The following is a 13,069-nucleotide window of genomic DNA, read 5'->3' as shown; positions in this document are numbered from 1 at the left end:
AGGAGGCTGACATGGAGCAAGAAAAACACACTACCAATCCCCGTTTCAAAAGAGACCTGGAGCCCGAGGAAATGCTGCGTGTCATTTTCGACTATGCTTCTAAAATTGCGAATGAACGTACGCTAGAGAATGTACTAATGCTAATGGCGGATATGGGCCGTGAGATGATAGTCTCCGATCGTTGTACTGTCTGGCTGCTCGATACACAAAAGAATGAACTTTGGTCCAAAGTAGCTCATGGTCTGGATGAAATTCGAATTCCTAGCTCCGCTGGCCTTGTCGGCTATGCGGTAAGTAATGATCAAGCTGTCTTTATTCATGATGCTTATACCAATGAGGAATACAAATCTTATCTGCAAAATGGCGCCTTGCGCACGGATCAACAAACCAGTTATCGCACGAAAGCCTTAATGGTCATTCCTTTCAAGAATAGTCAAGGTGAGATTATGGGCGCCTATCAAGCGATTAATAAGCTGACGGCTTGCGAGCAATTTTCCGATAAGGATATGGAATATTTAACTTTGGCGTCCTCCTATGCAGGAAAATCACTTGAATCTGCGCTGCTCACCATAGAGATTGAAGAAACGCAGAAAGAAATTATTTTCCGGATGGGCGAAATTGGCGAAAGCCGCTCCAAAGAAACGGGAAATCATGTGAAGCGCGTTGCTGAGTATTCGTATTTGCTAGCACTTGAGCTAGGCATGGGTCAGGAAGAAGCAGAACTTCTGAAAATCGCATCTCCCATGCATGATATCGGTAAGGTAGCCATTCCGGATGCTGTTCTGAACAAACCTGGTAAGCTAACGGATGAAGAATTTAAGCTCATGCAAAATCATACCTTGATCGGGTACAACCTGCTCCGAAATTCGACTCGCCATATTCTCAAAACAGCTGCGGTCGTTGCCTATGAGCATCACGAAAAATGGAATGGGCGTGGCTACCCGCGCGGCATTAAGGGTGAAGAGATTCACATTTACGGACGCATCACAGCAATTGCCGACGTTTTCGATGCGCTTGGCAGTGAACGTGTCTACAAAAAGGCCTGGGAGCTCGATCGGATCCTCCAATTATTTCAGGAGGAGCGTGGAGAGCATTTTGACCCGGATGTGGTTGATGCCTTCTTCAAACAATTACCCGCCATTCTCCGTGTAAGAGAGCTTTACTCTGATGTAGCTTTAGCCAATCCAATAGAATCCTAATGCAACTCATACATAAAGTGCCATACATATAAAAAAGGCAGTTCTCTCAGGTCAAATGTAACCTTGGAGACTGCCCTTTTTTGCTATAAGTTAACGGTAAAAGCTCCGAACTGCTCTTCTCCCCAGAGAAGCTCTAAACGGTCGCCGTCTTGGACAGGGCCTACACCTTCAGGCGTTCCTGTGTAAATGATGTCGCCAGGTCCAAGGCCATAGTGTTTCGCAATGTAATCGATGATGGTCTGAAGATCAAAGATCATGAGGGAAATGTTTCCATCCTGAACAACTTGTCCATTCTGACGAAGCTGGAAGTTTGACTCTGTCAATTGGGATGCACCCGGGAACGGGCGGAAAACCGTGATCGGCGCCGACTTCAGGAAGCCTTTGGCAGGCAACCAAGGTTGCCCCTTTTTCTTGATCACATTCTGTACATCACGAAGTGTGAAATCAATCCCCAGTGCGTATTGATCCACGAGCTCATCGACTTTAATACCTTCCGTATATGGCTTAGCGATATGTAAAACGAGTTCAGCCTCATAGTGGATTTCACCTTGATCACTTGGAAGTGTCAACGCTCCTCCATCAATTTGAGCTAGTGCATGGGTAGGTTTCGTAAAAATCATCGGTTGATCAGGAACATCGTTACCAAGTTCTGCGGCATGTGCGCGGTAGTTGCGACCAACGCAATAAATATTTCTTATCGTAGCTGTCATGTAAGATAAACCCCTCTTCTTATTTCTTGCTCACATTTCCTTGTGCATCCACCACAGCCCCAATTGAAATTTGGCTTAGACGTTGAAATAACTTTGCCCCATCTTCTGTATTCATAGGCGTAGGCAAGGCAGACTTGGTCAAAATCGGTACCAAGTGAATATTGCAGGACTTTTCCTTTGTACAGGCTGCTTCTAAAATGACGGTTTCCCAGGTTTTCGGGGTGTCATTCGTTGTAAAGATGAAGTTACCTAAGCTATAGGCGATCCATTTGCCTTTATATTGCTCGAAGCCTTGCATCACATGCGGATGTCCGCCAACAACCAGATCAGCTCCGGCATCGATATAACGGTGCGCGAGCTCCTTTTGATTTTTATCCGGATTATCATCGCGTTCTACGCCCCAGTGAGTCACAACTACTACGAGATCAGCTGATGCTTTGGCTTTCTCAATCGCCTCAACAGGCGGCTTATAGTTGTAAGTTTCCGCAACACCAGGATGCCCAGGACCAGCTTTCCAAGAAGCTTCTGGCACGACACGGCTGAAACCAAAAACAGCAATCTTCACGCCATCTTTTTCCACCATCACAGGTTGATAGGCTTCTGAATTATCCTTGCCCGCTCCCACCCGCTTAATGCCCTCTTGGTCCAGCGCTTGCATCGTATCTAACAAGCCTTCTGTCCCATAATCCATTACATGGTTGTTGGCTAAGTTAACGATATCAACGCCTGCTTGTTTAAGCGGTGGCAACGCCTCAGGCGAAGAACGATAGACATACTCTTTGCTCTGAACACTGCCTCGAGTCGTTATCGGAGATTCCAAATTGGCAATTGTAAAATCAGCTTTGGTTAAGAAATCTTTCACATTCGTATAAGGGTAGTCATAGCCTTTTTGTTTTAAAATATCTTCCACTTTGGAGGCCATAATCACATCACCTACAAAAGTTAACTTCACTTGTGCGCCTGTTCCCTCTTGGTTAACCCCGGTTGCATTTGTCGCTGGTGTAGGTGTCGAAGTAACGGCAGTAGAAGCTTTGGGACTAACCTGAGCACCCGAATTGACATTCGAAGTGGATGTCGTTGGTTTAGGCGAAATGACCGCCATAGGTGTTGAAGCAGCGCCCTCTTCTTCCCCATTATTATAATTGGAGGTCCAATAGGAAGCCCCGATACCAATGGCAAAACAAGCAACCGCTGCAACTGTGAAGCCACCCAAAACTTTAAGTGAAGGCTTTTTGCTCGGATTGTGATCTTTTTTCGATTTACCGTGACGTTCTTGTCTGGATTCCAATTAAAACATTCCCCTTTCCCCCTACAAATTATAACAGATGTCGACATCGTTGGGTAATAGGAAGAGACTCACATTTTCAGATTGACTGCCATGTGGTATAACAGAAGCATTGCAACTCACGTTTTTTGTAAAAGAAAGGAAACGAGCCCTTTGGAAAGAATCGCTATCATTTCAGATATTCATGGAAATTTACCTGCCCTCGAAGCTGTTCTTCGTGATATCGAGCGCAGAGGCATCACACGTATCTTCTGTTTGGGTGATCTCGTTGGCAAGGGACCTAACTCGGCCGAAGTCGTCGATCTCATCAAGCAAACCTGTGAAGCCGTTGTTCAAGGCAACTGGGATTTGGGGATAACGCTTCCGCAGGAGCTTCCTGCTGGCTTGTGGCAACAGCAATCGCTCGCGGATGAGCGTCTAGCTTATTTGAAGCAGCTCCCTTTCTCAATTGATTTAACTCTGAGCGGGAAGCGTATTCGATTGTTCCACGCCTCGGCTCAGAGCGTATTTCATCGATTAAAACGAGAAGCTTCTAAGCAAGAGCGATTAGCGATGTTTGAACATACAGAGATGACAGGTTATCCTACCGACGGGAATGGACCGGATATTGTCGGTTATGGGGATATTCATATCCCCTATATGTTGACGTTGGATAATCCTTCGGAGAGGAATGTGCGTGGTAGGCTGCTACTGAACGAAGATTCTGAGAAGAGTACAAGTGTCGAGGAGCGGAGTGGGCTGATGCTCTTTAATGTGGGGAGCGTCGGTGTTCCGTATGACGGCATACCTCAGGCGTGTTACTGCATTATAGAAGGAGAGTCTGATCCCATGATTCAAGCAGGGTTTGCGCTTCAATTCGTACGCGTGCCCTATGATGTCAAGCGCGCTGTAAAATTGGCTTACGAGGTTCAGATGCCGGATAGTCGACGGTATGAGTTGGAAATTACAACGGGGCTGGTACATTTGGGGATTTGAGTGGATGTGAGTTGGGTTGAAGATACGTTGATGAATCGCTGCCGAGAGACAGAAGCAAGATATGTCACCGTGATTCTGCCGAATCGGTAATGATTTTACCTTTGGATGAAAACTTATGGAAATTAATTCCACTACATGCTAATATAGGTGTATGATGGAAAGTGAGGCATGGTAACGAATGAAGCTAAACTGGCGTAAAATCATACTGATTATCGTTTGTGCTGAGTTTTTGTTTATCTACTGGAATAGCCTCAGTACAATGAGCTTCAAGAAACAACAAACGACCCACACAACCCCGACGTTACAACCTCAGGTTCCTATAACACAGGTTCAACCACAACCAAAAGACACTAATCGGATCAATTCTGATTTACATATGAAGGAAAAAGCATCCTAACAAGAAAAAGAGCGATCCGCTGCCCCGCAGCTAATCGCTCTTTTTTCACGCAGCACGCTATTTCACGCGAGCCAAAGCCAACCCATCGTACGCCGGAAGAATCGTGCTCTCCAGCCTTTCATCAATCGCGATCCGCTGATTAAACGTACGCATCGCTTGAACCGATGCCTTCGTTTGCTTCTCATCGACGACTTTGCCGCGCATCAGTGTATTATCCCCAGCAATGATCGCACCTGGATTCGCCAGCTTAATCGCCAGTTCTAAATAGTTTGGATAATTCACCTTATCCGCATCAATAAAGAAGAAATCGAAGCGCTCGCCACGCTCCAGCAGCTCATTCAAGCGATCGATCGCCTCGCCAATGCGATACTCCACGAAGTCGCCGAGGCCCGCATCGGTCACGTTTTGCTTCGCTACATCAGCGAAGTCTTGTTTCAGCTCCAGAGAGATGAGCTTGCCGCCCTCTTTTAACCCTCTCGCCAAACAAATCCCACTGTAACCACCTAATGCGCCAATTTCCAGCACCCGCTTCGCGCCAATCATTGTGACCAGCATCGTTAGCAATCTGCCATAACCTGGAGCGATGGAGATCTCAGGCATATTCTTAGCAACTATGACTTCCTTCACCCGAGTTAGTACCGCATCTTCTTCATATAAACCTTCCATATAGCTTTCAGCTGTGATGGTTTCCATGTATTTGTCCTCCTAAATTCGCATCATTCGTATGTGCTTTGCAAGACCTGTTTGTAAGTGTAACCTATTTGTCCTATACTTGTTAATTGTATGAGTTTTCTGAGCGTTGTACAACCCGGATGGAAGGACTATACCTATGCCACAAAAAATTGAACTAATCGCCACATGCCCAATGGGTCTTGAGGCTATCGTTGCCCGTGAAATTCGTGATCTCGGCTATGAGGAAATGACCGTCGAGAATGGACGTGTCCGATTCTTTGGTGACGAATTGGCCATCTGTCGCACCAATCTTTGGCTGCGTACGGCAGATCGTATCCTCGTACTTATGGGGCAATTCAAAGCAACAACCTTCGATGAGTTGTTCGAAGGCACCAAAGCCCTCGCTTGGCCAGACTGGATTCCGAACGATGCTGAATTCCCTGTTGAGGGCCGTTCCCATAAGTCTCAGTTGTCCAGCGTTCCCGCTTGCCAAGGGATCGCCAAGAAAGCTGTTGTTGAGAAAATGAAGCTCCGCTACGGTACTGAGTGGTTCCCCGAGAACGGGGCACGCTACGTGATTGAAGTCGCGCTTCTGAACGATATCGCAACGCTGACGATCGACACAACCGGCGCCAGCCTGCACAAGCGCGGCTACCGCAAGCTCGTGACCGAAGCGCCGCTGAAGGAAACCATGGCGGCGGCGATGATTCTACTGAGCCGCTGGAGCGTAGAGCGGCCGCTCTACGACCCGTTCTGCGGGTCGGGGACCATCCCGATCGAAGCTGCGATGATCGGCTGGAACATCGCGCCAGGCCTGCGGCGCAGCTTCCCAAGTGAAGCTTGGGGGAACGTTCCCCGCAAGCTGTGGGACAAGGCCCGCGACGAAGCCTTCGACGCGGTGAAAGATAACGTGCCGCTGCACATCGTCGGCAGCGATATCGATCCTGCTGCCATCGAAGTGGCAGAGGCGGCCGCCAAGGCAGCTGGATTGACGAAGCAGTTCCAGCTGAAGGTTGAACCCATCGCCAAAGCGCGCCCGCGCGGCGACTATGGCTGCTTAATCACCAACCCGCCTTACGGCGAGCGTCTTGGTGAAGCACCAGATGTCGAGCTGGCGCTTCGCGAGCTCGGCGCTTTAACTAGACCGATGCCTTCGTGGAGTCTGTTTATCCTAAGCCCGAGCACACAACTCGAGCATTATATGAACCGCCGCGCCGATAAGAAGCGTAAGTTATTTAACGGACGGATCGAGTGTAATCTCTTCCAATATCTAGGTCCATTGCCTCCGCGTAAGCGTACCTAGCGAGAAAAACTTCTATCGAAGTCCTTCGAGGATGAGCGACCGCGTTTTAGATGTTGTTTTTATCGCCAATAAGAATTTATAAGTTTCCGAGTACCGGAAACTTATAAATTCTTATGTGGTCAAACAAAATCCCTCAAAAGTGTCTCAGATCTCGCTGCCGATTGTCAGCAGTCCGATCGAGCCCTTTGAGGGATTTATTTTATCCAAATGAGATAAATCAACACCACCCATAAGGGAATCGAGAGCAACAAGCTCCAAAGACACCCTCTTGCCAACGCTAACTTGGGTTCCTCCTCTGTCCGTTTTGAACGGCCATTATCCGACATACTCCACCAGTTCCAACGGCAACCCATCGGGATCGGCGAAAAACGTGTAACGATTCCCCGTGATGGGATCCATCCGTACCGGCTCAACCGCGATACCCTTACTTTCTAACTCTCCTACACTTTGATCCATATCAGTAACAACAAAGGCCAAATGCCGAAGCCCCCGCGCCTCTGGTTGATTAACACGTGCTGGCGGATCTGGGAACGAGAACAATTCTATCTCTTGCTCCGTTTGCCCAATACGTAAATCTAATTTATACGAGTTCCTTTCGGCGCGATACGTTTCCTGAATGACCGTGAGTCCAAGTAAATCAACATAAAAATGCTTAGAACGCTCGTAATTCGAACATATAATCGCAACGTGATGAATCTGCTTAAGTTCCATTTGCATATACCTCCTTACAAAGAAAAACCGCATGCTGGGCTGCTCCCATCCTGCGGCTTGTTCTCTTATTTTACCCTGCTGCTTGCATCGTTTCAACAATTTTGTGCAGAACCTCGTCAGCATGGGCATATTCCACTTGGCAAGTGCCTGCTGCATGGTGCCCGCCTCCACCATTTTGGAGCATCAAATCACCAATGTTCGTTCGTGCTGTACGATTCACAATGCTGTGACCACAAGCGAATACGCAGTTTTGTTTATTTCGGCCATCTACGATCCAAATTGACGTGTTTTGCTCCGGATAGAGCGCATAGACCATAAAACGATTGCCTGGGTAAATAGTCTCCACATCGCGAAGATCCGTAATAATAACATTCCCCTCTACCCGCGTGTACGTTTGCAGCATATCCCGGTAAAGAGCATCCAATTCAAAATAGCGAGCTACACGCTCTTTCACATCCGGCAGTTCCATAATTTCACTAACGGACTTCGTTGCACAATGTTCAACTAGATCTTCCATGAGCTGATAGTTGCTGATTCGGTAATCCCGATAGCGTCCTAAACCTGTACGAGCATCCATGATAAAAGAGAGCAAATCCCATCCACTCGGGTTCAAAATATCTTCCTTGCTAAACTGCGCGGAATCCGCTTTGTCCACGCCTTGCATGATATCGTCGATGTCACCGAAGGTTTCTTTCCCTCCATAGTAATCGTAGACTACGCGTGCAGCGCTTGGAGCAAGTCGAGTTTCTCCCTTAAATTTAATAGATTCCCCCATCCGTGTGAGTTCACTGGAGTGATGATCGAACCATAACCCGCAGCCTGCGACATAGGGCACATTGGCCAAAATATCATTTTCGGTTACTTCAATCAGCCCGTCCTGCATATCTTTGGGATGGACAAATTTCATTTCATCCACCATGTTTAATTGTTTGAAGAGCATCGCGCATACTAAACCATCAAAATCGGAACGTGTGATCAATCTCATGCCATGCATCTCCCTCAATATAGTCCCTAAGAACTACTCATTGTAATGGTCATATTATATCAGCTAGTGTCGATAGGTGACAATGAGAAAATCACTAATAACAGCCATTCAACGCTATACGAACGCAAAAAAAAGAGCAATTCGCCTAGATAGGCTGAACCGCTCTTAATTTGGATGATAAACATTGAAATAGTCTAGTTAAAAAGCCTTCGATTTGAGCCATTGGGGGCATTTTCACCGAAAGTTTCACTTCGCCCTTCCAGTAGAAGATGAGAATGCTATTGTTTCTTCCGTGAAACATTTCGACATCCCAACAGGCTTCATTTAATGCGTATTCTTCCCGATTGATCATGAGTTTAGGGCCATCCGTGGATGGCACCAAACGTGCAACATGGTTGCCGCATAATGATGTCGCTTTTTGTTCCTCATGCAATTGATTTTCCGATTTCATACCCTAGGGCCTCCTTAGTACAATTTGTTCAAATTACTTTGTTATGACATAGAAAAACCCCACCGTTGTGAACCGACACGAGGGGTTCTAATGTGAATTCCCAATCGTTCGGCGGCTGGCTGGCTGCTTATCCTTTTCAGGAGAAGTAAGGCCCCTGTAGCTTTGCGTCACTGGCTTTCGCCAGCTTTGCCTTTTCGAGATAACGTTCTTGATACATGATAGATGACTATTAATCTATTATAGCTATATTCTCAAGGATAAGGGAAGATGATTTGAAATCGAATAGTTCCCAGGAACTATTTTTGCGAAATTCATCAAAAAGTTTGCATTTTCGACGTTATTTTTACCGAATTTTGACGTTTTGTGCCTCTCCAATAGAAAATGGAGCCTACCAATGATAAAAAAGCAATCAAGAGGAAGAGTGTAGTCCCGCCATACGATACTAACAAAAAGCCACCAATCCACGGTCCCATAAAGTGACCAATGTTCGTTAGTGTTTGAGCGCCATAGTACGTGCCACGCATTTGTTCAGGTGCAAGCTTATCAATCAACATGTTCGCGGCAGGATAATTCAGAATTTCACCGAATGTGAAGATCCCCATCGAAATAATGAGCCATGTGAGCGAGTGCGAGAAGGCAAAGCCTATATCACCTAGTGCAAACATCAGGTTGCCAACGACAATAGCTGTTAATGGTGAGTACTTCTCCGCCCATTTCCCCAACGGGATCTGCATGGCAATGACGACAATCGCATTGGCGCTCATGAGAATCGCAAACATTTTGACCCCATTGGCAAAATCCCTTTGAAGGTACTGCGATAAAGTCACCATAACCTGCGAATATCCAATTGCACCGATAATGCCCCCGATAATATACAAACGGAAGGTCACATCCTTACGAATGACGCCTAGTGCCGAACGGAACGTAACGAGAGCCTTCTTCTCGCCTTCAATTTTTTTAATGCCGAACTTAATGAGAAGTGCGTATAACGTGACACCATAAATTAAATAGATGATACCTGTAAGCAGGAAAGGCAAAGCTCCGTTCATTGTCGCAAAGAATGCTCCCAATAATGGACCTACCGCCACACCCACGTTAATCGCCATGTATCGGAGCGAAAACACCTGTAATCTTTTGGCTGGCTCCGTTAAATCTGCCATTAAGGCTTGCGACACAGGCTCATAGAAAGAGCGACAAAGTCCATTCAGCATATTGAGCAGCATAAACAAGACCGGTAATTTGACAACCCCGAAACCAAGGAAAACGAATCCCCACCCGAAGAGTGCCGCGAGCATAATTACACGTCGACCAAAGCGGTCCGACAAAGTGCCACCGACAAAACCACCGAAAGTTCCAGCTAAAGCACCCATGCCAATTACAATTCCAATGAGCCCTGGGCTCATATCCGAATGCTTAGCCAAATAAATAGCAAGGAACGGCAAACTCATGGAAGAGGCAGCTCGAGCCATAACCGTGCCCAAAATTAGCGTATGTACAATAGGATGATAGGAATGAAGAAAACTGCGAATTCGATTCATAGACGATGACTCCTCTCACTGACAAAAGAATTACCCTACGGTTAATTAATAGACACCGAATTCCAATTATACACGAAAATGAGAGGAACGTGTCGTAATTTCAAACTGATATCTTTCCCTTTAGACAACTGTATGAGCTCCGTTGGTATTTAATGGGTAAAGTCAATTATAATGGCCATAGAAGATATGGAGGTGCTTGATATGAAAATAGCGATTACAGGCGGCAGCGGGTTTATTGGCAAACGGTTAATCTCATTCTGGTTGGGACAAGGTCATGAACTTATTAATATATCTCGCTCATCATCCAAGCAGATACCTGGTGTTGTAACGGTGACTTGGGACGAACTGCAAAGCAACCCAGATCAGCTTCAAGGTCTTGATGCCATTGTGAATTTGGCTGGTGAATCGATCAGTCAGCGCTGGACAGCCACGGCCAAGACTCGGATTGTGCAATCCCGATTGCAAGCAGCTGAGCGTGTAGCCAAGCTTGTCGCGAACATGGCCCCGAAGCCTAAGGTTGTCGTGAATGCTTCTGGCATGTCATTTTACGGCATTTCGGAGACGGAAACGTTTGATGAAGAGAGTCCTTATCGAAATACAGACTTCTTAGCAAGCGTCGTCAAGCAATGGGAAGAAGGGGCTGATCATATCAAAGGGACACGTTTGGTGAAAGTTCGGGTTGGACTAGTTTTGGATAATAAAGAAGGCGCATTCCCCAAGATGGCGCTCCCTTATAAGCTTGGCGTAGGTGGTACTGTTGGCAGTGGCAGACAATGGCTTTCGTGGATCCACATCGATGATATGGTGAGACTGATTGATTTTTGCGTTCAAAAGGAGTCGATTGTCGGTCCGGTCAATGCCACCGCCCCAAATCCTGTCACGAATAAGGAATTCGGACGCGCGATTGCAACAGCTATGCGAAGGCCGAATCTGTTTCCGGTTCCTGCTTTCATGATGAAGCTGATTTTCGGTGAACTTTCCGTTCTGCTTCTCGAAGGTCAAAAAGTTATTCCTCGTGTATTGCAGCAGCAAGGTTTTGAGTGGCGCTTTCCTTTACTAGCAGACGCACTTAAGGATCTGGTGAAAAAATAGCTTTTCATTCGAATTAAAATTGTGTACAATTAATTTGTGTAAAATAATAGTAACGGAAGGTTGTGACCTAATGAGCATTCATCAATTTCAAGTGAAGACGATTCGCGGTGAAGACAAATCCCTGTCCGAGTACAAAAACCAAGTCCTGCTCATTGTAAATACAGCAACGAAATGCGGATTTGCTCCTCAATTCAAAGGGCTTCAGGAGCTTCATGACACTTATAAAGATCAGGGCTTCAGTGTTCTTGGCTTCCCATGTAATCAATTCAAGGATCAGGAGCCTGGTGATGACGCTCAGGTTGAACAGGCGTGCCAGTTGAATTTCGGCGTTAATTTCCCACTGTTCTCCAAAATCGATGTGAATGGCGCGGGAGCTCATCCTTTATACCGTTATCTGAAGAGCAAGGCATCTGGCTTATTCGGTTCGGGCATTAAGTGGAATTTCACCAAGTTTCTCGTGGATGGAGACGGCAATGTAATCAAACGCTTTTCTCCAACAACGCCGCCCCGTAAAATTGAACAGCAAATTCGTAAGCTGCTTGAGACGTCTGCTGTTCATGCTTAACTAGGTTTATGGAGATGAAAAAAAAGCATCCTGTCCTAAATGGACGGATGCTTTTTGGTTTATTTCACGTATTTCTTCGCTTTTTCGATGGCTTCGTCTTCTGTTGCGCCCGTAATGTAACGGCCATTAATAAAGATAAATGCGAACCGCGAACATGGACCGCAATACGATTTGCACGCAACTTTGACTTCCGTATCCGGTGCAATGGCACTTATTTTGGCAAGGGCCGATTTCACCTTCATGTGTTTGCATTTATCACAAATGCGAATATCATTGCGCATTAGTGGTCTCCGTGGTTCCCCTTACTCGGGTTTGTAATCATGAAACCCTCTTCTGGCGTATAGAAGTAGTCAATGCGGATGCCATCAAGTAAAGGCTCAGTTTGATCTAACAGAACATCAATCCCTTTATCCGTGCTAACCACGACATCATTTGCAGATTTATCGTCAAGACCCAAACCATAGTGAGCATGATCACCATGCTTATGCGTCACTTGTACACGAACCAATAATCCTTGGTTTTCTTCTTTATTAAGCTCCAATTGAAGTACTTTTGCTGCATTACGAGAAATTTTGACTTTCATATGTACACATCTCCTGAAACAATAAATTTTAATTCTATTGTAAAGAATCTACGGCACGAAATCAACCTGTCCGATTCCAGCCCTTCTATTGCCAAATGCCATGAGGAACTTTAAAATACATAGTAGTGTGACTAATAGACCCTTATTACAGATTGTTAACTTACTTACCTTGATGTAAGTACCATCACAATTTTGATGAAAGGAAGCGATCTCATGTCAACTCTTGAAAATGAAAAAGTCGCTCCGCTTAGCAATTATGTTCCCAAAATCCCCAAAGAAATCGAATGTTCGATTGAACGAACACTTGAAGTGCTTGGCGGCAAATGGGCATTTCTTGTTCTACGTGAATTATTTTGTGGGACGAAGCGTTTCGGAGAGCTTCAGCGGCAAATTACGGGTATCAGCCCGAAATCCCTCACGGATATTTTGCGCCATCTTGAAGAACACGGTGTTCTTGAGCGCATGGCGTTCCCAACGGTTCCTGTTACCGTCGAGTATACCTTGACACCAAAAGGTCAGGACCTGCATCAAATTATTAAAGAGATGAAGCTTTGGTCTGCAAAATGGACATAATGAACAATTAGTGCTCTATGAAGAGGAGAG

At 46.0% G+C, this 13,069-nt stretch carries 15 protein-coding genes and 1 riboswitch; of the genes, 6 read left to right on the top strand and 9 right to left on the bottom strand.

What is annotated here, in order from left to right; translation table 11 throughout:
* Positions 1 to 11: 11 nt before the first annotated feature.
* Complete coding sequence (locus tag AC58P7_RS01640) at positions 12 to 1,199, top strand: HD domain-containing phosphohydrolase (RefSeq protein WP_497339647.1); 1,188 nt, start codon at positions 12 to 14, stop codon at positions 1,197 to 1,199.
* 83 nt (positions 1,200 to 1,282) lie between these two features.
* Here the strand turns inward: AC58P7_RS01640 and AC58P7_RS01635 are convergent, their stop codons facing one another.
* Positions 1,283 to 1,909 (bottom strand): fumarylacetoacetate hydrolase family protein, encoded by a 627-nt coding sequence (locus AC58P7_RS01635; protein WP_497339645.1) that lies wholly within the window; start codon positions 1,907 to 1,909, stop codon positions 1,283 to 1,285.
* 19 nt (positions 1,910 to 1,928) lie between these two features.
* The gene (locus AC58P7_RS01630; RefSeq protein ID WP_497339644.1) at positions 1,929 to 3,197 is read right to left on the bottom strand and encodes a CapA family protein; all 1,269 of its coding nucleotides are present in this window, start codon (positions 3,195 to 3,197) and stop codon (positions 1,929 to 1,931) included.
* 150 nt (positions 3,198 to 3,347) lie between these two features.
* Between AC58P7_RS01630 and AC58P7_RS01625 the strand changes: the two genes are divergently transcribed.
* A complete protein-coding gene (locus AC58P7_RS01625) occupies positions 3,348 to 4,169 on the top strand; it encodes a metallophosphoesterase family protein (protein WP_497339643.1) in 822 nt (273 codons plus the stop codon).
* 454 nt (positions 4,170 to 4,623) lie between these two features.
* Here AC58P7_RS01625 and AC58P7_RS01620 read toward each other — a convergent pair whose 3' ends face one another.
* On the bottom strand, positions 4,624 to 5,259 hold the full coding sequence (locus AC58P7_RS01620; RefSeq protein ID WP_497339642.1) for an O-methyltransferase: 636 nt from the start codon (positions 5,257 to 5,259) through the stop codon (positions 4,624 to 4,626).
* Positions 5,260 to 5,395: 136 nt separating this feature from the next.
* Between AC58P7_RS01620 and AC58P7_RS01615 the strand changes: the two genes are divergently transcribed.
* On the top strand, positions 5,396 to 6,541 hold the full coding sequence (locus AC58P7_RS01615; RefSeq protein ID WP_497339641.1) for a THUMP domain-containing class I SAM-dependent RNA methyltransferase: 1,146 nt from the start codon (positions 5,396 to 5,398) through the stop codon (positions 6,539 to 6,541).
* 315 nt (positions 6,542 to 6,856) lie between these two features.
* On the opposite strand, the gene gloA2 is transcribed toward AC58P7_RS01615, so the two are convergent.
* The 4 genes from gloA2 to AC58P7_RS01595 form a co-directional block, all read right to left on the bottom strand.
* Positions 6,857 to 7,252 (bottom strand): SMU1112c/YaeR family gloxylase I-like metalloprotein, encoded by a 396-nt coding sequence (gloA2, locus tag AC58P7_RS01610; RefSeq protein WP_497339639.1) that lies wholly within the window; start codon positions 7,250 to 7,252, stop codon positions 6,857 to 6,859.
* Between the two features lie 70 nt (positions 7,253 to 7,322).
* Complete coding sequence (locus tag AC58P7_RS01605; protein WP_497339638.1) at positions 7,323 to 8,237, bottom strand: exopolyphosphatase; 915 nt, start codon at positions 8,235 to 8,237, stop codon at positions 7,323 to 7,325.
* Between the two features lie 145 nt (positions 8,238 to 8,382).
* Positions 8,383 to 8,688 carry a hypothetical protein gene (locus AC58P7_RS01600; protein WP_497339637.1) on the bottom strand — a complete coding sequence of 102 codons (306 nt, stop codon included), beginning with the start codon at positions 8,686 to 8,688 and terminating at the stop codon, positions 8,383 to 8,385.
* A gap of 107 nt (positions 8,689 to 8,795) precedes the next feature.
* A riboswitch (cyclic di-GMP riboswitch) is annotated at positions 8,796 to 8,889 on the bottom strand.
* Positions 8,890 to 9,002: 113 nt separating this feature from the next.
* Positions 9,003 to 10,226 carry an MDR family MFS transporter gene (locus tag AC58P7_RS01595; protein ID WP_497339635.1) on the bottom strand — a complete coding sequence of 408 codons (1,224 nt, stop codon included), beginning with the start codon at positions 10,224 to 10,226 and terminating at the stop codon, positions 9,003 to 9,005.
* A 201-nt stretch (positions 10,227 to 10,427) separates the two neighbouring features.
* On the opposite strand from AC58P7_RS01595, the gene AC58P7_RS01590 reads away from it, so the two are divergent.
* Together AC58P7_RS01590 and AC58P7_RS01585 are read left to right on the top strand one after the other, a co-directional pair.
* Positions 10,428 to 11,318 (top strand): TIGR01777 family oxidoreductase, encoded by an 891-nt coding sequence (locus AC58P7_RS01590; RefSeq protein WP_497339634.1) that lies wholly within the window; start codon positions 10,428 to 10,430, stop codon positions 11,316 to 11,318.
* A gap of 70 nt (positions 11,319 to 11,388) precedes the next feature.
* A complete protein-coding gene (locus AC58P7_RS01585) occupies positions 11,389 to 11,883 on the top strand; it encodes a glutathione peroxidase (protein ID WP_497339633.1) in 495 nt (164 codons plus the stop codon).
* A 59-nt stretch (positions 11,884 to 11,942) separates the two neighbouring features.
* Here the strand turns inward: AC58P7_RS01585 and AC58P7_RS01580 are convergent, their stop codons facing one another.
* Positions 11,943 to 12,164 (bottom strand): YuzB family protein, encoded by a 222-nt coding sequence (locus tag AC58P7_RS01580; protein WP_028556521.1) that lies wholly within the window; start codon positions 12,162 to 12,164, stop codon positions 11,943 to 11,945.
* Complete coding sequence (locus AC58P7_RS01575; protein ID WP_065855741.1) at positions 12,164 to 12,466, bottom strand: heme biosynthesis protein HemY; 303 nt, start codon at positions 12,464 to 12,466, stop codon at positions 12,164 to 12,166. The genes AC58P7_RS01580 and AC58P7_RS01575 overlap by 1 nt, the downstream gene beginning before the upstream one ends.
* A gap of 213 nt (positions 12,467 to 12,679) precedes the next feature.
* Here AC58P7_RS01575 and AC58P7_RS01570 point away from each other — a divergent pair, with 213 nt between their 5' ends.
* Complete coding sequence (locus tag AC58P7_RS01570; protein ID WP_497339632.1) at positions 12,680 to 13,039, top strand: winged helix-turn-helix transcriptional regulator; 360 nt, start codon at positions 12,680 to 12,682, stop codon at positions 13,037 to 13,039.
* Positions 13,040 to 13,069: the final 30 nt, after the last annotated feature.

Source organism: Paenibacillus sp. J22FR5, from assembly GCF_059691975.1.
Note: the sequence above shows the minus strand (reverse complement) of the source record. Positions and strands in the feature narration are given on the sequence as shown.